General features: G+C 59.7%; 22 protein-coding genes. 10 read left to right on the top strand and 12 right to left on the bottom strand.

The annotated features are described in order from the left end of the window. Positions 1-51: 51 nt before the first annotated feature. The 9 genes from AC07V8_RS13510 (at position 52) to AC07V8_RS13470 (ending at position 8,534) form a co-directional block, all read left to right on the top strand. On the top strand, positions 52-690 hold the full coding sequence (locus AC07V8_RS13510) for a LysE family translocator (RefSeq protein WP_494678534.1): 639 nt from the start codon (positions 52-54) through the stop codon (positions 688-690). A 77-nt stretch (positions 691-767) separates the two neighbouring features. Further along, on the top strand, positions 768-2,075 hold the full coding sequence (gene rsmB, locus AC07V8_RS13505) for a 16S rRNA (cytosine(967)-C(5))-methyltransferase RsmB (RefSeq protein WP_494678535.1): 1,308 nt from the start codon (positions 768-770) through the stop codon (positions 2,073-2,075). A gap of 146 nt (positions 2,076-2,221) precedes the next feature. Beyond that, on the top strand, positions 2,222-2,752 hold the full coding sequence (locus AC07V8_RS13500; RefSeq protein WP_230411534.1) for a DUF4390 domain-containing protein: 531 nt from the start codon (positions 2,222-2,224) through the stop codon (positions 2,750-2,752). A gap of 2 nt (positions 2,753-2,754) precedes the next feature. Further along, positions 2,755-5,046 carry a sensor histidine kinase gene (locus AC07V8_RS13495; RefSeq protein ID WP_494678536.1) on the top strand — a complete coding sequence of 764 codons (2,292 nt, stop codon included), beginning with the start codon at positions 2,755-2,757 and terminating at the stop codon, positions 5,044-5,046. Between the two features lie 163 nt (positions 5,047-5,209). Beyond that, positions 5,210-5,932, top strand: a complete 723-nt coding sequence (locus tag AC07V8_RS13490; protein ID WP_494678537.1) for a response regulator — start codon at positions 5,210-5,212, stop codon at positions 5,930-5,932. After that, positions 5,929-6,303 carry a GTPase gene (locus AC07V8_RS13485; protein WP_494678538.1) on the top strand — a complete coding sequence of 125 codons (375 nt, stop codon included), beginning with the start codon at positions 5,929-5,931 and terminating at the stop codon, positions 6,301-6,303. The genes AC07V8_RS13490 and AC07V8_RS13485 overlap by 4 nt, the downstream gene beginning before the upstream one ends. Before the next feature lie 255 nt (positions 6,304-6,558). Further along, positions 6,559-7,458, top strand: a complete 900-nt coding sequence (gene rpoH, locus AC07V8_RS13480; RefSeq protein ID WP_098495266.1) for an RNA polymerase sigma factor RpoH — start codon at positions 6,559-6,561, stop codon at positions 7,456-7,458. Between the two features lie 114 nt (positions 7,459-7,572). After that, positions 7,573-8,124: a DUF4166 domain-containing protein gene (locus tag AC07V8_RS13475; protein WP_494678539.1), complete on the top strand. Its 552-nt coding sequence runs from the start codon at positions 7,573-7,575 to the stop codon at positions 8,122-8,124. Then, positions 8,121-8,534, top strand: a complete 414-nt coding sequence (locus AC07V8_RS13470) for a thiol-disulfide oxidoreductase DCC family protein (RefSeq protein ID WP_494678540.1) — start codon at positions 8,121-8,123, stop codon at positions 8,532-8,534. The genes AC07V8_RS13475 and AC07V8_RS13470 overlap by 4 nt, the downstream gene beginning before the upstream one ends. Before the next feature lie 82 nt (positions 8,535-8,616). Here the strand turns inward: AC07V8_RS13470 and AC07V8_RS13465 are convergent, their stop codons facing one another. From AC07V8_RS13465 to AC07V8_RS13445, 5 genes are read right to left on the bottom strand one after another with little or no spacing between them, the layout of a single operon-like run. Then, positions 8,617-9,249, bottom strand: a complete 633-nt coding sequence (locus AC07V8_RS13465) for an SCO family protein (RefSeq protein ID WP_494678541.1) — start codon at positions 9,247-9,249, stop codon at positions 8,617-8,619. A gap of 8 nt (positions 9,250-9,257) precedes the next feature. After that, positions 9,258-10,142: a heme o synthase gene (cyoE, locus tag AC07V8_RS13460; RefSeq protein ID WP_494678542.1), complete on the bottom strand. Its 885-nt coding sequence runs from the start codon at positions 10,140-10,142 to the stop codon at positions 9,258-9,260. Then, the gene (locus AC07V8_RS13455) at positions 10,139-11,299 is read right to left on the bottom strand and encodes a COX15/CtaA family protein (protein ID WP_494678543.1); all 1,161 of its coding nucleotides are present in this window, start codon (positions 11,297-11,299) and stop codon (positions 10,139-10,141) included. The genes cyoE and AC07V8_RS13455 overlap by 4 nt, the downstream gene beginning before the upstream one ends. A 21-nt stretch (positions 11,300-11,320) precedes the next feature. Next, positions 11,321-11,962, bottom strand: coding sequence for an SCO family protein (locus AC07V8_RS13450; protein ID WP_494678544.1), 642 nt, complete (start codon positions 11,960-11,962; stop codon positions 11,321-11,323). Beyond that, the gene (locus AC07V8_RS13445) at positions 11,916-12,698 is read right to left on the bottom strand and encodes an SURF1 family protein (protein WP_494678545.1); all 783 of its coding nucleotides are present in this window, start codon (positions 12,696-12,698) and stop codon (positions 11,916-11,918) included. Before AC07V8_RS13445 ends, AC07V8_RS13450 begins: the two co-directional genes overlap by 47 nt. Positions 12,699-12,736: 38 nt before the next feature. On the opposite strand from AC07V8_RS13445, the gene AC07V8_RS13440 reads away from it, so the two are divergent. Beyond that, positions 12,737-12,937 carry a twin transmembrane helix small protein gene (locus AC07V8_RS13440; protein ID WP_494678546.1) on the top strand — a complete coding sequence of 67 codons (201 nt, stop codon included), beginning with the start codon at positions 12,737-12,739 and terminating at the stop codon, positions 12,935-12,937. Positions 12,938-13,012: 75 nt separating this feature from the next. On the opposite strand, the gene AC07V8_RS13435 is transcribed toward AC07V8_RS13440, so the two are convergent. The 7 genes from AC07V8_RS13435 to AC07V8_RS13405 form a co-directional block, all read right to left on the bottom strand. After that, entirely contained in the window at positions 13,013-13,879 is an 867-nt protein-coding gene (locus AC07V8_RS13435; RefSeq protein ID WP_407928064.1) for a cytochrome c oxidase subunit 3, read from the bottom strand. 60 nt (positions 13,880-13,939) lie between these two features. Continuing rightward, a complete protein-coding gene (locus AC07V8_RS13430) occupies positions 13,940-14,155 on the bottom strand; it encodes a DUF2970 domain-containing protein (RefSeq protein WP_098495257.1) in 216 nt (71 codons plus the stop codon). Between the two features lie 27 nt (positions 14,156-14,182). Continuing rightward, a complete protein-coding gene (locus AC07V8_RS13425) occupies positions 14,183-14,758 on the bottom strand; it encodes a cytochrome c oxidase assembly protein (protein WP_494678547.1) in 576 nt (191 codons plus the stop codon). A 158-nt stretch (positions 14,759-14,916) separates the two neighbouring features. Then, a complete protein-coding gene (gene ctaD / locus AC07V8_RS13420; RefSeq protein ID WP_211442851.1) occupies positions 14,917-16,518 on the bottom strand; it encodes a cytochrome c oxidase subunit I in 1,602 nt (533 codons plus the stop codon). Positions 16,519-16,532: 14 nt separating this feature from the next. Then, positions 16,533-17,705 (bottom strand): cytochrome c oxidase subunit II, encoded by a 1,173-nt coding sequence (gene coxB / locus AC07V8_RS13415; RefSeq protein WP_494678548.1) that lies wholly within the window; start codon positions 17,703-17,705, stop codon positions 16,533-16,535. Between the two features lie 33 nt (positions 17,706-17,738). Next, positions 17,739-18,197: a DUF2244 domain-containing protein gene (locus AC07V8_RS13410; RefSeq protein WP_494678549.1), complete on the bottom strand. Its 459-nt coding sequence runs from the start codon at positions 18,195-18,197 to the stop codon at positions 17,739-17,741. Positions 18,198-18,557: 360 nt separating this feature from the next. After that, complete coding sequence (locus tag AC07V8_RS13405; protein WP_494678550.1) at positions 18,558-19,007, bottom strand: DsrE family protein; 450 nt, start codon at positions 19,005-19,007, stop codon at positions 18,558-18,560. Between the last annotated feature and the right edge of the window lie 42 nt (positions 19,008-19,049).

The raw sequence follows: 19,049 nt of genomic DNA, 5'->3' as shown, positions 1-19,049 counted from the left end.
CGAGCATATCCCCGCTACAATCGCATTGTTACCATCCTGTCTAGCGCCGCCATGATTTCGTTCGGCATTACCGATTTTGGCCTGTTCCTGATGGCCGTCCTGTTACTGAACGCCACTCCCGGCCCGGATACCGCCTATATAGTTGGCCGCAGCGTGGCGCAAGGACGCCGCGCCGGCTTGCTGTCGGCGCTGGGCATCACGGCCGGCTGCTGCATCCACGCCACCTTGTCGGCGTTTGGCCTGACCGCGCTGCTGGCGGCTTCGGCCACCGCGTTCATGGCGGTCAAGCTGGCAGGCGGCGCTTATCTGGTGTATCTCGGCCTGAAGATGCTGTTCAGCAAAATGCAAGCTGCCAGCGCCAGCCGGCCGCAGCCGGACCTGCGCTCGCACAAGACGATTTTCGTGCAAGCCTTGATCACCAATGTGCTCAATCCCAAGGTGATCTTGTTTTTCCTGTCGTTTTTCCCGCAATTCGTGCAGCACGATTCGCCGCACAAGATCGCCGCCTTTTTATTGCTGGGCGCGGTGTTTTCCGTAGTGACGCTATGCTGGAACAGCGGCACGGCCATGCTGGCCGGAACGCTCAGCCGGCATGCCAGCAGCAATCCCCACGTCAAGCATTGGCTGGAGCGCAGCGTCGGCGCCGCCTTTGTCGCGCTGGGAATGAAACTGGCGCTGACCCGAAATTGAGCCAACTAAGTAAGCCCCTTGATCTTGCCAGACTGATCTTTTGAAAACCATAACCGTAGCGTAGCCCTGAACAACTTGTGACTTATTCAACCCTCAAAAAAGATTCTCTCGCGTTTAGCCTGCTGGGCGCCGCCCAGGCGATTGCACTGGTGCGCGACGGTGCGGCGCTGCCGCAGGCGCTGACCCAGGTATTTGCGCAATCGGCAGCGCCGGCGCCGACCCGCGGCGCCATCCAGGACATCGCCTACCGCACCATGCGCGGCATCGGCCGCGCGGAAACCTTGCTGGGCAACCTGGCCAGCCGGCCGCCGGAACCGACCCTGCTGCACTGCCTGCTGTGCGCCGCCCTGTGCCTGCTGGCCGATGTCGACGATCCTGCCTATGAAAATTTCACCGTGGTTAACCAGGCCGTCACCGCGGTGGCCTCCGACCCGCAGATGGCGCACGCCAAGGGCATGGCGAATGCGGTGCTGCGCCGCTTCCTGCGCGAGCGCGAAGCCTTGGTGGCGATCGCCGTCAAGACCCCGTTCGGCTTGTGGAATTATCCAGTCTGGTGGATAGACCGCATGAAAGCCGCCTATCCCGAACAATGGCAAGCCATCCTGACCGCCGGCAACACGGCGCCGCCGCTGACCTTGCGCGTCAACCGCCGCAAGACCTCGGTAGCGGCCTATCTGGAAACCCTGGCCAGCCACGATATCGGCGCGCGCCAGATCGGCGCCGACGCCATCCGCCTGGACGTCGCCATGCCTGTGACGCAGATTCCCGGCTTTGAAGACGGCCTCGCCTCAGTGCAGGACGCGGCAGCGCAACTGGCGGCGCCATTGCTGGATGTGCAAGACGGCATGCGGGTGCTGGATGCCTGCGCCGCGCCCGGCGGCAAAACCTGTCACATCCTGGAAACCGCCGAGGTCGAGCTGACCGCGCTGGACAACAATCCCAAGCGCTTGCAACGCATCACCCAGAACCTGCAGCGCCTGCAGCTGCAGGCCAGCCTGCAGCTGGGCGACGCCAGCCTCGGCAGCGACGGCAAGGACTGGTGGGACGGCAAGCTGTTCGACCGCATCCTGGCCGACGTGCCTTGCACCGCTTCCGGCATCGTGCGGCGCCATCCGGATATCCGCTGGCTGCGGCGCAAGACCGATACCGAACAGCTGGCAACACTTTCGGCAAAGATTCTGGACAATCTGTGGCAGATGCTACGGCCGGATGGTAAATTGCTGCTGGTAACATGTTCCGTCTGGCCGCAGGAATCCGAGGCCCAGGCCGCGGCGTTCGCCCAGCGTAACAATGCCCGCAGGCTGCCGGCGCCAGGCCAGCTGTTGCCGCGCGCTGACAATGAGCAGGACCATGACGGGCTGTTTTATGCCTTGTTCCAAAAATGATGAAATAGAAAAACTGTCTGACAGCCGCGACCAGAGCGGCTCAGCTACTCCTTGTTAATGCACTATTTTTTAGCGGATTTGCTCCGTAACAGATACCAGTGACACGACCATTGCCTCAATTCATAAAATACTGGCTGCTGGCCCTGATGCTAGCTCTGTCTTTTAGCCACGCCTCCAGCTTTGCATCTGAAGGCGTTGAATTGAGCCAGGCCCATATCGAAGCGGACGACAACGGCTACCGGCTGTCAGCGACTTTTTCCTTCGACCTCAACCGCGGCCTTGAAGATGTGATCAATCGCGGCGTCGCCCTGTATTTCACGACCGATGTCGAACTGACCCGGCCGCGCTGGTACTGGTTCGACGAGAAGGCGATCACGGCCACCCAGACCATCCGCCTGCAATACAACGTCATCACGCGCCGCTATAACGTCGCTACCAACGGCAGCCTGCAGCAAAGCTTCAACACCCTCGACGACGCCCTGTCCCTGATCCGCCGTCCCAGCCGCTGGCTGATCGCCGACAAAACCGCACTCAAGAGCGGCGAGGTGTACCGGGTGGCGGTGCGCATGGGGCTGGATCTGGGGCTATTGTCGAAGCCGTTCCAGGTCAATGCGCTGAACAATAGCGACTGGCGTTTTTCTTCCGACTGGAAGAGTTTCAACTACAAGGCAGAATAGCCGTGTCGCGCGCGCTACGTTATTTGCTGGTGGTCGGCGGCGCCATCGTCAGCATCCTGCTGTTCCTGCTGTCCTCCGCTTCTTCCAATTCCGATTTCTTCGACAAGCACTACTCCTGGCTGCTGGGCTTGAACGCGTTGATGGCAGTGGCGCTGTTCGTGCTGGTTTGCCTGCTGCTGGGCCGCCTCTACAGCCGCTACAAGCACGGCAAGTTCGGCTCCCGCCTGACCGCCAAGCTGGTCTTCATGTTCGCCCTGATCGGCATCTTGCCGGGCGTGGTGATCTATCTGGTGTCGGTGCAGTTTGTTTCGCGCTCGATCGAATCCTGGTTTGACGTGCACGTGGAGTCGGCATTGCAGTCGGGCCTGAACCTCAGCCACGCCGCGCTGGAGTCGTCGCTCAGCGATCTCAGTTCCAGGGCCCGCATCCTGGCGGCGGACTGGTCGGAGCTGTCGAATTCGGCGCAGGCCACCCAGCTGGGCCGCCTCAACGAGAAAAACCTGGAGGCCTCGATCGTCACCGCCAACGGCCAGGTGATTGCGTCGGTCGGCGGCCATCTGGGAACCCTGAGGCCGACTCAGCCGACGCCCGCCATGCTGCAGCAGGCCCGCCTGCCGCACGGCTATGCCGCTACCGAGAGCGCTCTCGACAATCCCGACGCCGGCGCCGCGGAAGGCGGCGACAACGACCTGCGCCAGCACGTGGTGGTGGCGATCCCGCCGCCGCTGCGCAGTTCATCCTTGCAGGACGACACCCATTTCCTGCAGATGATCCAGCCGGTGCCGGCCTATCTGGCGACCAACGCCGAGGCGCTCGGCTCGGCCTACAGCGAATACCAGGAGCGTTCGCTCGGCCGTTCCGGCCTGCGCAAGATCTATCTGGTGACCCTGACCCTGACCCTGCTGCTGGCGGTGTTCGGCGCCATCGCCAGCGCCTTCCTGATCGCCACCGACCTGGCCAAGCCCTTGCTGCTGCTGGCGGAGGGCACCAAGGCGGTGGCCGAAGGCAATCTGTCGCCGCGCCCCATCGTCGCCACCTCGGATGAGCTGGGCACCCTGACCCAGTCGTTCAACCTGATGACGCGCCAGCTGTTCGATGCCCGCGCCGCGGTCGAGAAAAACCGCAGCGAGCTGGAAAACGCCAAGGCCTACCTGGAATCGGTGCTGGCCAACATGTCGGCCGGCGTGATGGTGCTGGACGGCGATTTCCGCCTGGTCACCAGCAACCAGTCGGTGGCGCGCATCCTGCAATACGATTTTTCCCCGCACATCGGCCAGCCGCTCAACATCATCGACGGCCTGGCGCACTTTGCGGAAGTCATCACCAATGCCTTTTCCGAACAGAACGCGCAATTCGCCACCGGCAAGATCGGCCCCGAGCTGCTGCACTGGCAACAGCAGATCGAGATTCCGCGGCGGGTCGACAGCGGCGCGGACAACGACAGCGACGACATCACCCTGCTGGCGCGCGGCTCGCGCCTGCCGGTCGAGAACCGCACCGGCTATGTGGTGGTGTTCGACGATATTTCCGACGTCATCTCCGGCCAGCGCTCGATTGCCTGGGGCGAAGTAGCGCGCCGCCTGGCGCATGAAATCAAGAATCCTCTGACGCCGATCCAGCTGTCGGCGGAGCGGTTGCAGATGAAGCTGGAAGACAAGCTGATGACCCAGGACGCGGCGATCCTGAAAAAAAGCACCGACACCATCGTCAACCAGGTGGCGGCAATGAAGCGCATGGTGGACGATTTCCGCGACTACGCCAAGACGCCGCCGGCGGTCTTGGGCGAGCTCGACCTGAACGTGCTGGTGGCGGAAATCCTGCACCTGTATCTGGCGGGCGACGAACGCGACATGATCCACGCCTCGCTGGCGCCGGACCTGCCGCTGATCATGGGCGACGCCACCCAGCTGCGGCAAGTGATACACAACCTGCTGCAGAATGCCCAGGACGCCGTCATGGACCGCAGCGGCGATCCGCAGCCGCCGCGCATCGACCTGGTCACAGAGCGCGTCAGCTATCAAAGTTCGGACGGCCTGTCGCGCACCGCGGTACGACTCTCGATCACCGATAACGGCGCCGGATTCTCGCCTAAAATACTGGCCAGGGCGTTTGAACCCTACGTCACATCGAAGCCGCGCGGCACCGGCCTGGGCCTGCCCATGGTGAAAAAAATCATCGACGAACACGGCGGCCGCATCGATCTGCAGAATCGAAGCGATACAAAGGGCGCAAAAATCCTGATTTTGCTGTTAAAGTTAGCCTCAAGTCATGATTCAGCGTTAATCGATTCATGATTCGGCCAGAATTTGATGCCGAACCCCTGCAAATTGGCAGTTGAGTGATATAGCATGTATCCGGACGCGGAAATAAAACAACGAGACATCAACAATTTAACTGGGCTATCTGAACGGTCCATACAGTGGGATTTGATGCAACAGGAAATGGGAAGGCAACCGCATGGCTAACATCCTAGTCGTTGACGACGAAATGGGAATTCGGGAATTGCTCTCGGAAATTTTAGGTGACGAGGGGCATGTAGTAACCGCCGCGGAAAATGCACAACAGGCTCGCGAGTTTCGTCAGGGCGGCGTGCCCGATCTGGTGCTGCTCGACATCTGGATGCCGGACACCGACGGCGTGACGCTGCTCAAGGAATGGCAGCGCGACGGCTTGCTGACCATGCCGGTCATCATGATGTCCGGCCACGCCACCATCGACACCGCGGTAGAAGCGACGCGCATCGGCGCCCTGAATTTCCTGGAAAAACCGATTGCCTTGCAAAAACTGCTGAAAGCGGTCCAGCAGGGCTTGTCGCAAGGACCGAAGACCGCCCGCGCGCCAACCCTCTATCCGCAGCCGGTCGCCGCAACCAGCGAATTGGGCGACGTGGTCGCCGCCGCGGGCGCCTTTAACAACCCCATATCATCCGACAGCGGACACGCCGCAGCCATGCCGTCGGTGGCCGCAGCCTCGGAAAACCTGTTCTCGACATCGTTCGGCCTGCCCTTGCGTGAAGCGCGCGATGCTTTCGAGCGCGCTTATTTCGAATACCATCTGATCCGCGAAAGCGGCAGCATGACCAGAGTGGCCGAAAAAACCGGACTGGAGCGGACCCATCTGTACCGGAAACTGAAGCAACTCGGCGTCGATCCGGGAAAGCTGTCGAAAAAGGGCGGATGACCCTCACAACGCTAGTCAGCGGCAGAACGGCGAGCGCGCGCGAAGCCGCGATCTGGTCTGCACTGCAGCAAGAACTGGCGCGCAATGGCGCCCATCAAGCTACCGCACTGATTCTGGAAGGCCTCGCCGACGGCAAGCTGGCGACCGCCGAGCTGCCGCCTGAACTGGAAATCAAACGCATTGCTCCCGGCTGCTTTTGCTGCATTGGCAATCTGACGCTGCGGGTTACCCTGAACCGGCTGCTGCGCAAAGCCCCGGCGCGGCTGTTCATCAGCATTGCCGACGATACGCATTTGCAGCAGATCCACGATTTCCTGAGCCAGCCGCCCTACGACGCTTACCTCTCCCTGACCCCTGACCTTGTAGCCTGAACCATTGCCAGCCGCAGGAATTGTCCTGCGGCTATGCAGCATTTTCCTGCCGCCGGTACGCAACTTTCCTCGGCTTTCCCCCTCTAAGTTGTTGCGTATGACAATCATAAGAATAATTCCAATAGCAGCACGCTATGTACATTCACTAACAAATCCTATTAGCACTCTGAATTAGAGAGTGCTAATATATTCCCGTCATACGTCTGATCGTTGATCAACCGGCAGCCTGAGCTGGCCGGACAGCAAGGAGAAAGAATGAAGAATCCATCAGTCAGCACCGCATTAATGCCTACCGAGAGCAACGCCCTGGCGCTCGGCTTTTCCGGCACGCTGGGGAATATTGACGCGTATATCTCGGCCGTGAACCGCCTGCCGATGTTGACACATGATGAAGAAATTTCCCTGGCACAACAACTGCGCGACAAAAACGACCTTGGCGCCGCACAAAAGCTGGTGCTTTCACATTTGCGCCTGGTCGTCTCGATCGCCCGCGGCTACCTCGGGTATGGCCTGCCGCACGCCGACCTGATCCAGGAAGGCAATATCGGCCTGATGAAAGCAGTCAAGCGCTTCGACCCGGACCAGGGCGTACGGCTGGTGTCGTATGCCATGCACTGGATCAAGGCGGAAATGCATGAATACATCCTGAAAAACTGGCGCCTGGTGAAAGTAGCCACCACCAAGGCGCAGCGTAAGCTGTTTTTCAATCTGCGCAGCCACAAGGAAGGCCTGGACGCGATGACGCCGTCGCAGGTCGACGCCCTGGCCAAGACCCTCAACGTCAAGCGCGAAGAAGTGATCGAGATGGAAACGCGCCTGACCGGCCGCGATATCGCGCTGGATGCGCCGACCGATGACGACGATGACAAATTTGCACCGATCGCCTATCTGTCGTCGGAATCGCAGGAACCGACCAAGGTGCTGGAAGCCCAGCGCTACGACCGCCTGCAATCGGAAGGCCTCGAATCTGCCCTGGGCAAGCTGGATGAACGCTCACGGCGCATCGTTGAAGCCCGCTGGCTGGCCAACGACGACGGATCCGGCGCCACCTTGCATGAGCTGGCCGACGAATTCGGCGTCTCAGCGGAACGCATACGACAGATTGAAGCGGTTGCCTTGAAGAAAATGAAAGGTTCGCTGGCCGCATTTGCCTGATCATCGATCTTTTCCCTATAAAGCCTCCTGCAGCCTTATGGTCCAGGGGGCTTTGTTTTGCGTCCCGGTGTTATAATGTTGCCTTTACGCAAACACAACCGGGACGCAAAACGCATGAATTCTCCCGACTCTCTCTACCGCCAGGTCATGGCGGACAATTTCAACGCGCTGGCGCCGGAGCTGCAGCAATTCCATAGCCTGGCCGGAAGGGTCGCGCTGCCAGGAAGATGTACCGTCAAAGGACCGCATACCCTGCTCGGCCGCTGCTTCGGCCTGCTGTTCTCGCTACCCAAAGCGACCAGCGAAACCGCCTTCCTGTTTGAACTGGACGCCGACAGCCGGCAAGAAACCTGGCGCCGCCATTTTCCCGGCCGGACCATGGCCTCGCGCATGCAGGTCAGCGCCGGCACGCTGGTGGAACGCCTGGGCCCGGTAGACTTGCACTTTACCCTCAGCGTCGCCGAGGGACGCTTGAGCATGACGCTGCAGCGCATCACCTGCTGCGGCATTGCCTGCCCCAAATTCCTGATTCCCGCCGTGCTGGCGGAGGAAACCGGCGCCGGCGGCAGGTTGCATTTCAACGTCGCCGCGAGACTGCCGCTGGTCGGCGTGCTGGCGCAATATCACGGTTATTTAGATCTGGCGCAGGCGAGGATCGCGGCATGATTATCGTATTCGACGCCAACTGCCTGCTGTGTTCGGCCTGGGTGCAATTCCTGCTGAAACACGATCGCCGCCGGGTGTTTCGTTTTGCTTCGATGCAATCCGAAGCCGGCGCCGCCTTGTTGGCCCAAGCCGGCTTGAACATCACCAGATTGGAGACATTATTGCTGGTCGACGGCGCACGCAGCTATCAGCATACAGCGGCGATTTTCAGGGTGCTGAATCAATTAGGATTCCCCTGGAAGCTGGCCTGGATCATGTGGCCGCTGCCGGCGTTCATACGGGATGCCGTCTACCGCTGGTTCGCCCGCAACCGCTATCGCCTGTTTGGCCGCAGCGACGCCTGTTTCCTGCCTGCCGCCGCAGACCGCCTGCGCTTCATCGAAGACAAGGCGGATACGCTTCGCCCTTGAACGCAGCCGGAATGCAAAAGGCAGGACCGCCGCAAAGTGGTCCTGCCCTTTTAATACCCGCCAGCGGCCAGGCCGCCGCGGATCACTTCAACAATAATTTCAAATCATGCGCGATCGGCTCCGGTCCCTGACCATGGCGTATGAACAGACGGATGTGGCCTTCCGGATCGAACACATAGCTGCCGGCGGTGTGGTCCATGCTATAGCTGCCCGGGGTCTTGCCGGGTACTTTCTGATAGAACACGCGGAATTCCTTGGCCACCTTTTCGGTCGCTGCCGCATCGCCATACAGGCCGACGAAGCTCGGATCGAAGGCCGGCACATACTTCGACAGCAACTCTTGCGTATCGCGCTCCGGGTCGACCGTGACAAACAATACCTGCACCCTGCTCGCCAGCGGGCCCATTTGCTTCAGCACATTGGCCATTTCCACCATGGTGGTCGGACAGACGTCGGGACATTGGGTGTAGCCGAAAAACACCACCACGGCCTTGCCCTTGTAATCGGCCAGCGTGCGCGGCTTGCCGGTATGGTCGGTGAGAGCGAAATCGCGGGCGTAGCCGAGACCGGTGACGTCGGTATTGTTGAACGCGGTCTTGGCCGGCGACAAGGTCATTTCCTGGCCGCCGCCGGACGATTTGTCGCCGCAGGCGGCCAGCGACAAAGCCATCAACAAGCCGGCAAACAGGGAAATGACAGGGGTAATACGCTTCATGATTGCTTTCAGAATTTGAGGTAGTGATCGACCAGCAGCGCGGCGAACAGCAGCGACAGGTAGATGATCGAATAGGCGAAAGTCTTGCGTGCGATCAGATCGGTGTAGTGCCGGTAGATCTGCCATGCATACCACAAGAAAACCAGCCCGAGCAGGGCCGCGCTGGCCAGGTAAATCAGGCCGCTCATGCCGACGGCGAACGGCAGCATGGTGGTGGCGACCAGCGCGATCGTATACAGCCAGATCTGCAGCTGGGTGAATTTCATGCCATGCGTGATAGGCAGCATCGGCAGGCCGGATTTGGCGTAGTCGTCGCGGCGGTACATCGCCAGCGCCCAGAAATGCGGCGGGGTCCAGACAAAGATGATCAGCACCAGGATCCAGGCCTGCATCGGCACGTCGTTGGCGATCGCGGCCCAGCCCAGGGCCGGCGGCATGGCGCCGGCGAGACCGCCGATGACGATATTCTGCGGCGTCGCCGGTTTCAGGACGATGGTGTAGATGATGGCATAACCGACAAACGTGGCGAAAGTCAGCCACATGGTCAGCGGATTGACGAAGTTGTACAGCACCCACATGCCGCTGCCGCCAATAACCCCGGAAAACACCAGGGTCTGGTTGACCGTGATCTCGCCGCGCGCCATCGGCCGCCGGGCGGTGCGCGCCATGCGGGAATCGATCTCGCGCTCGACCAGGCAGTTGACGGCAAAGGCAGCGCCGGCCAGCAGCCAGATGCCGATCGTGGCCGCCACCAGCCGTTGCCAGTCAGGCAAGCCAGGCGTTGCCAGGAACATGCCGATCACCGCGCAAAACACCGCCAGCTGCGTCACCCGCGGCTTGGTCAGCGCCCAATACTGGGCAATTCGATTAGGAGGTATGGTCAATGCGGTCATGGATGCGGGTTGAGGCTGTCAACAATTGCTGAATGGCTAGCTGCCGCCGAAACGGCATGCCGGCCGGGAGCGAGTCTAGCCTTGTAGTTTAACATGACCAGCAGCACCAGCAGCGCCGCCGCCCCACCGTTGTGCACGACGGCTATCGCCAGCGGCCAGTTAAAGTAAATGGTAGACAAGCCGGTCAACAATTGCAATCCAATAACAATCAGCAGCCAGCGCCCGGTATTCCGCAAGCCGGCGGTGCGCAGCGCTTTCCAAGCCAGCCAGACGATAACGGCGATCACCACGAAGGCAAAGCTGCGATGGGTCCAATGGATCGCCGTCAGCGCCTGGAAGGTCAGGAAATCGCCGTCGGCAGTCATGCCCAGGTGTCGCCACAACGTAAAGCCGTTGGCGAAATCCATCTGCGGCACCAGCGCGCCGTGGCACAAGGGAAAGTCGGTACAGGCCAAGGCGGCATAGTTAGTACTCACCCAGCCGCCGAGAGCGATCTGGATCACCAGCAGGACAAGCGCAATCGCGGCTGGCCGGACCAGGCCGGCGCCGCTGGCAGCCACCGGCGCATGGTCGTTCTGGCGCGCTGCCAGCCAGGCCATCATCGCCAGCAAGCTCAGGCCGAGCAAGAGATGGGTGGTGACGATCGCCGGCTGCAGTTTCTGCGTCACGGTCCAGGCGCCGAAAGCCCCTTGCAGGCAAACGCAGAAAAACAGCAGGGTCGGATACCAGGGCGAAAACTTGGCCAGCCTTTGCGCCGGCTGCCGGCGCGACTTCAGCCAGCGCAGCCAGCTGATCGCCATCAGGGCAATGATCAGCACGCCAACGCCCATGGCAAAATAGCGGTGGATCATTTCGATCCAGGCCTTCTTCACCGTCACCGGCCCGAACGGCATGGCCTCCTGCGCGGCGCTGATGTGCGCATGCGCCAGCAGCGGGTTGGAATGGCCATAGCAGCCTGGCCAGTCGGGGCAGCCGAGGCCGGAATCGGTCAGCCGGGTAAAGGCGCCGAACATGATCAGGTCGAAGGTCAGGAACAGCGTGACCCACACCAGCTTGCGGTATTTATTGGTGTCGCTGGAAGCCCAGACGACGCAGAACGCCAGCACGGCGACCAGCACTCCCATGCTGCCGAGCTGAACTAACATTGGTGCTGTCATTGAAAACCCGTCATGGCAAAATCATCCTATCGCCGAAGCGCGCAGCAGCTTGGACAGATCTTTCTTCACCTTGTTCGGATCGGCATCCTTGGGGAAGCGCATCATCAGGTGGCCGAGCGGATCGATCAGATAAATATGGTCGGCGGCGCTGGTGCCCTCTTCCGTCGGCAGCCATGCTTTCAACAGCTCCGGCTTGACCCGTAACAGCTTGGTGCCGTCGTATTCGCGCATTACCATGGTTTCCAGGGGCTGCGCGTCAGTAATCAGCCAGACCCGTTCGATGCGTTCCATTTCCTTGCCCTGCATCAGGCGCAGCTGGCGCATTTCAAACAGCTTGTCCTGGCAAGCCTTCTGGCAATCGCTGCCATCGACCTGCACCATCAGCCATTTGCCTTTGTAGGATGCCAGCGATTCCGCTGTGCCGTCGAGCGCGGTGCTGCCCAGTTCGGGAATCGGATATGCGCGCGGATCGATCAGCGCGCCGTAATTGGTGCGGCTCTGCGGCTTGATCACGTAATACGTGAAGTAAGAGGCGAGCATAGGCGCCGCGCATACCGCGATCACCGCGAACAGTTTCCAGCGGCCGCTCTGGCGCTGCTTGTCCGGCGCCGGCGGATTAGCCGGACTGCTGAGCGGCTGGCTTCTTGGTATTTTCTGATCCACGTCTAAATCCTGTCACAACAAAAAAAATGAATGCCGTCACCGCCAGCGCATACCACTGGAAGGCATAGCCGCGGTGCTTTTCTATTCCTAGCGAGGGCCTTGGCCAGGTCCGCTGCAAATGATCGCCAACGTCGCTGGTCTGCTCCACCACGAACGGCTGCAGCTTGAATTTGCTGGCCGCGGCAAATTCGCCGATAGCCAGGTTCTGCACAATCGCCTTGGGCTGCAGCGGGCCGGCGTCGCCCAGCTGCATCACATGGCCGAAATCGCGCCTGACCAGCCCTTCTATCTCGATCGTGCCGGCCGGCGTCGGATAGGACGGCAGCTTGCTACGGTCGGACGGGTCGCGCGGCAGCCAGCCGCGCGCCACCAGTACATAATTATCCGGCCCAGTGCCCGCGTCAGCCAGCTTGAACGGCATCAGCACATAGAAGCCGGCCACGCCGTTCAGCGGACGGTTGTCGAGATAGACAGGCCAGGCGCCAATAAATTCACCGCGCAGCGCCAGACGGCGGTATTCGAGCTGATCGAGGTCGGCCGGGCCGGCGCCAAACTGGAGCACCGGTTCAGCCTGCCGTTGCAAGAGCTTGCTTTCAATCAGCTGCTTCTGGTCGCCGCGCCGCGTTTGCCATTGCGCCAGGGCGATGCCGAGCACTACCAGGATGACGGTCGCGATAAAGGGTATCAGGCGGAAACGGAAGCTGGGCCTGGAGTCGGGTGTAGAGCCGATTAGCATTACAATATTGCCTTAGTCAACATTTCCCCTGGCACAAAATGAAAATCGTCGTCGCCATTGCCTTCATCCTGATCATCGGCAGCCTCTTCTCCGCCTTGCTGTTCCTGATGCGCGACAAAGGTAAAAGCAACCGTACGGTGCAAGCCCTGACCTGGCGCGTCGGCCTGTCGGTCTGCCTGTTCCTCATGATACTGCTCTTGTACAAGCTGGGTTATATCCAGCCGACCGGCCTGCACTGAAACGCATGCCAACACCGTCGTAAAAAAGGCCGCACCGAGGTGTGGCCTTTTTTTCATGCTGCTGCCGCGCCGGCTTTACAGCCAGTACACCACGACATACAAGCCAAGCCAGACGACGTCGACAAAGTGCCAGTACCAAGCCGCGCCTTCAAACGCGAAGTGGTGATCCGGAGTGAAATGGCCCTTCAGCACGCGGTACAGCACGACCGATAGCATGATCGCGCCGATGGTGACGTGGAAACCGTGGAAACCGGTCAGCAGGAAGAAGGTCGAACCGTAGACGCCGGACGTCAGCTTCAGGTTGAAATCGGTATAGGCCTCGATGTATTCGGCAGCCTGGAAGCCCATGAAGGTGGCGCCCAGCACGATAGTGGCAAACAGCCAGGCCGCGGTCTTGGCGCGATGGCCGGCGCGCAGCGCATGGTGGGAAATCGTCAGCGTCACGCCGGAAGTCAGCAGCAGGAAAGTGTTGATGGTCGGGATCGGAAACGGACCCATGGTGCTGAACGGCTCGATCGTGCCGGCCGGGCCGGCATTGCCCCAGTGCGCGGCGAAATCAGGCCACAGCACCTTGTTGTCCAGGTCGCCCAGCCATGGCATCGAAATGCTGCGGGCATAGAACAGGGCGCCGAAGAACGCGGCGAAAAACATGACTTCCGAGAAAATGAACCAGCTCATGCTCCAGCGGTACGAGGTATCGATGCGCGCACTGTACATGCCGCCTTCGGATTCGCGGATGGAATCGCCGAACCATTTGTAGAGCACGACCAGGAACGACAGCAGGCCGAGGCCGCACAGCTCCGGCCCCCAGACAACGCCGTTGACCCATGCCGCGGCGCCGGCCATGGTCGCCAGCAACGCCGTGCCGCCCAGCACCGGCCACTTGGACGGACCGGGAACGAAATAGTAAGGTGCACTGCCTTGTCGAGAACTCATTGCCATCTCCAGATACAAATTTAATTAGTAATTTCAATATTTGCGGTCTTGTGCTGCACTTACCTGTTACTTGGCGACCACCAGCTTGACGATCGTGATCAGTATCCCAATAAAAATCAACACCCCGAGGATGGCGGCGATAACAACATGCACCGGATTGAGCTGCGCCGCATCGCTTTCATAATCTTTCCTCTTGCGCACACCGAAGAACGACCAGAAGATCGCTTTCATGGCGGCGCCAAACGAGGCTTTACGGCGACTTGCTTCTTTCAGATCCGACATTCGACACCCCTGCCTGGCCCCACTGGTTTAACTTGCCGGCTTGTCCGGCTGGCCCGCAATTTCAAAAAACGTGTACGACAGCGTAATCAGCTTCACATCCTTAGGTATAGCAGGATCTATGTAAAACACCACCGGCATTTCCTTGGCCTCATTCGGGCCCAGGGTCTGCTGGGTGAAACAGAAACATTCGACCTTCTTGAAGAAAGCCGCCGCCTGCATCGGCGCATAGCTAGGAATCGCCTGGGCGTCCATCTTGCGCGGCTGCTTGTTCACCACTTCGTACACCACCGTGGTCATCTCGCCCGGATGCACCTGCACGCTGTTGACGGTCGGCCGGAAGCGCCATGGGCCTTGCGTATTAGCATCGAATTCAACAGTAATGGTGCGGCTCTTGTCGACCTGGGTATTGGCCGGCGCTGCCACCGTGCCATCCTTGGGCGTCAGGTAATTGACGCCGGTGATTTCGCAAATCTTCTTGTACACCGGCACCAGGCCGTAGCCGAAACCAAACATCATGACGGCAATCACCAGCAGCTTGCCCAGCATCTGCCAGTTCAGTTTCCGCGATTCTTCCTTGACGCCGTTGTCTTCCGGATTGCTCATCTACTTGAACCACAACATCTTGACGAAGATCGCGATGAAGAAACTCAGGGCAAGCAAGCCCACCAGCAAGCCGGTGCGCAGGTTATTCGGTTTTTTCTGCTGATTCATGTTGGATACCCATGCAGAGCCGGCGGTGGCATGCGCCCCCGCCGTTTCCATTATTTAAAGACTGGCGGCGTTTCGAAGGTGTGGAAAGGTGCAGGACTTGGAACGGTCCACTCCAGGCCTTCAGCGCCTTCCCATGGCTTGTCAGCCGCCTTCTTGCCGCCCTTGATCGATGGAATGATCACGAAGAACAGGAAGTAGACCTGGGTCAGGCCGAAGCCCAGCGCGCCGATCGAAGCCACCATGTTGAAGTCGGTGAACTGCGCCGGATAGTCAGCATAACGACGCGGCATGCCGGCCAGGCCCAGGAAGTGCATAGGGAAGAAAGTGACGTTGAACCAGACCAGCGAATTCCAGAAATGGATCTTGCCGCGGGTTTCGTTGTACATGAAACCGGTCCACTTCGGACCCCAGTAGTAGTAGCCGGCGAACAGCGCGAACAGGGAGCCGGCCACCAGCACGTAGTGGAAGTGCGCCACCACATAGTAAGTGTCCTGCATCTGGATGTCGATCGGCGTCACCGCCAGGATCAGGCCGGTGAAGCCGCCCATGGTGAACACGAAGATGAAGCCGATCGCGAACAGCATTGGCGTTTCGAAAGTCATCGAACCGCGCCACATGGTGGCGATCCAGTTGAAGATCTTGACGCCGGTAGGCACCGCGATCAGCATCGTCGCATACATGAAGAACAGCTGCGCAGTGACCGGCATGCCGGTGGTGAACATGTGATGCGCCCAGACGATGAACGAGAGGATCGCGATCGATGCGGTTGCGTACACCATCGATGCATAGCCGAACAGCTGCTTGCGGGCGAAGGCCGGGATGATCTGCGAAACGATGCCGAAAGCCGGCAGAATCATGATGTACACCTCAGGATGGCCGAAGAACCAGAAGATGTGCTGGTACATCACCGGATCGCCGCCGCCGGCCGCGTTAAAGAAGGATGTGCCGAAATGACGGTCGGTCAGGGTCATGGTGATGGCGCCTGCCAGCACAGGCATCACGGCGATCAGCAGGTAAGCGGTGATCAGCCAGGTCCAGCAGAACATCGGCATCTTCATCAGGGTCATGCCAGGCGCGCGCATGTTGAGGATGGTGGTGATGATGTTGATCGAACCCATGATCGACGAAGCGCCCATGATGTGGATCGCGAAAATCGCCATATCCATGCCAGGGCCCATTTGCGTCGACAGCGGCGCGTACAGGGTCCAGCCGGCCGCGGTGGCGCCGCCGGGCACCAGGAACGAGGTCGCCAGCAGCAGCGCCGCAGGCGGCATCAGCCAGAACGAGAAGTTGTTCATCCGCGCAAACGCCATGTCGGAGGCGCCGATCTGCAGCGGGATCATCCAGTTGGCGAAGCCGACGAAGGCCGGCATGATGGCGCCGAACACCATGATCAGGCCGTGCATGGTGGTCAGCTGGTTGAAGAATTCCGGCTTGAAGAACTGCAGGCCAGGCTGGAACAGCTCGGCGCGGATCAGCAGCGCCAGCACGCCGCCCGATAGCAGCATGGTGAACGAGAACCACAGGTACAGGGTGCCGATATCCTTGTGGTTAGTGGCGAACAGCCAGCGGCGCCAGCCATGAGGATGGTCATGCGCGTGGTCGTCGTGAGAATGATCGTGTGCGTGATCGACTGCGGTAGTGCTGCTCATCTCAATCTCCTGAATTATTTACGCGCAGCCAGCACTTCTGCCGGTTGGACAATATTTTCTTGTGCCTTGTTGGACCAGTTGTTGCGGGTATAGGTGATCACCGCGGCAATTTCTGTATCCGACAACACGGCTTTCCAGGCCGGCATCTGCATGGCGCCGTCGACCTTGCCGTTCAACACGACATTGATCTGGGCCGCGCGCGGGCCATTCACGACCGGGTCGCCGTCGAGCGGCGGGAAGGCGCCAGGGACGCCCTTGCCGCTAGCCTGGTGGCAAGCCGCGCAATTGGCGGTGTAGACCTTTTCGCCGCGCTGTTTCAATTCATCGATAGTCCAGGTCTTGCTCGGATCGTCCGCCTGCGCAGCCATTTCCTTTTTCTTGCCGTCGACCCAGGCCTTGTAGTCGGCGTCGCTCAGGACGTTGACGACGATAGGCATGAAGGCGTGATCCTTGCCGCACAGCTCAACGCACTGGCCGCGGTAGACGCCGACCTTTTCCGCCTTGAACCAGGTGTCGCGCACGAAGCCGGGAATCGCATCCTGCTTGACGCCGAAAGCCTGCACGGTCCAGGAATGGATGACGTCGTTGGCGGTAGTGATGATGCGGATCTTCTTGTTGACCGGCACCACCATCGGATTGTCGACTTCGATCAGGTAGTTGTCGTTCTTGACCTTGGTCGAATCGACTACCTGTTCGTGCGGTGTGGAGAGATTGGAGAGGAAGGAAATGCCGGCGCCATCGCCGTTGAGGTAGTCATAACCCCATTTCCATTGCATGCCGGTGACCTTGATGGTGATGTCGGCATTGGAGGTGTCTTTCATCGCCACCACCGTCTTGGTGGCCGGCAAAGCCATGCCGATGACGATCAGGAAAGGAATCACGGTCCAGGCGATTTCGACGCCGGTGCTTTCATGGAAACTGGCCGATTTGGCGCCCAGCGACTTGCGGTGCTTCAGGATGGAGTAAAACATCACCCCGAAAACCGCCAGGAAAATCACCAGGCAGATGATCAGCATCAAATTGTGCAGATCGTAGATTTGCTGTGCAATTTCGGTGACTGGCGGCTGAAAGTTCATCCCGAGTACTTTAGGACCACCCGGACTATCGACCACCGCCCATGAAGGCATTGCTGCCGCCAGGAGCGACGCACCGAGCGTCAACGATGTAAGGCGCTTCGCATATTCCATGATTTCCTCAAAAGCCCAAAAATTATAATTTTATCAAGCACCAGGCAATGATCTGCGCTGTATCTCCTGCTTCAGCTCTCGCACAAACTCACGCCGCTTCCATTCCGTCAAAAACTGGCCTACTTCTACCCGTGTGCCTAGCGCTTCCAGGCCGATGAGGCCCTTCTTTGTCTCCTGCACTGCAATCCGGATGGAACGCAAATCCAGTTTAAATTGTCGAATTTCCTGCGCCTGTATCAGTTCTACAAGCAGATAGTCGTCGTCCAGCATCGCGATATGCTCGCGGTCCGTAGCGTGCCGCGCATAAATCAGAAATGCGACAGCCACCGCCGACATTTCCAGCACCGCGAACAGCAATACGAACCAGGCCCCGCGCAAAGTAAAAGCTATCGCCACGGCCATCGAGGTCGCACAGAGGATTACGTAGAAAAAACCAAGCTGGCGCGGCGCGATAGCGCAGTTACGCCTCAAGTCCCATTCTCGCTTAATCATGATGCACCATCGACATCAAGCATGTTGCCTGTACGCACAAGCTAAAACCTTTGAAGTATAAGGGCTAATCGAACTTGTTATCAAGGAGAATCAAATCCTCGGAACCAGCCCCGCAAACACCCCCAAAACCCCGTTTTCAAGCCGCCCCGCCAACCCCAGACTCACGCTCCGCCAGCCCCGCAATAACCGGTTTCAGATAGTCGCTATATGCGAAAACCAGTATATCTGCCAGGACCGGAACACGGCTCACGAGGCAAATTGACAACACTTTCCTTTATACTTTAAAAACAATTAGGGTCAGAGTCGATTTACTACCAGCCAGCGGCGTACAAATCGATTCCATCAAGAAAGGGAGCAGCCTCAAGGCCGCAAGTAGGCGTAACCCTGCGATTGCAGGTCTGCCAGCATTACCACCGCGCCCTTGTCGGCCACGCCGAAACCTGGCAACAGGTCTTTCAGCTCGACTTTCTGCGCTTTCATGGTGTTGATGCAGGCGTTCATTTCCAGGCCGGTTTTTGCCAGCTCGGCGACTTGCGCAATGAAATCCGGGCTGGCCTGGGCGGCATGGAAGGCCCTGAGCGCGGCGCCGTGTATCACCAGCACGATCTTCACTTTGTCCGGACCGCCCATGCCTTCGAAATGGCTCTGGATATTGCCGAGCACGAAGGCGACCCGGCCCTGCTCGCTCAAGTGATAGACAACCTTGGCTTTATCCACCGCGGCGGCATGCGCCGGCTTGGCGCCCGCCGCCAGCACGGAAGCCGCGCCGATTGATGAAAACATAGTCCACAGGATGCTGCGTCGTTGCATCTTCACTCCCGGTCGGAAAAATGAAACAGGATAAGCCGGCCT

It is taken from the genome of Collimonas sp. GW821-FHT02H07 (assembly GCF_059421505.1).
The sequence above is the reverse complement of the archived record's forward strand: the minus strand, read 5'-3'. Positions and strand labels throughout refer to the sequence as shown.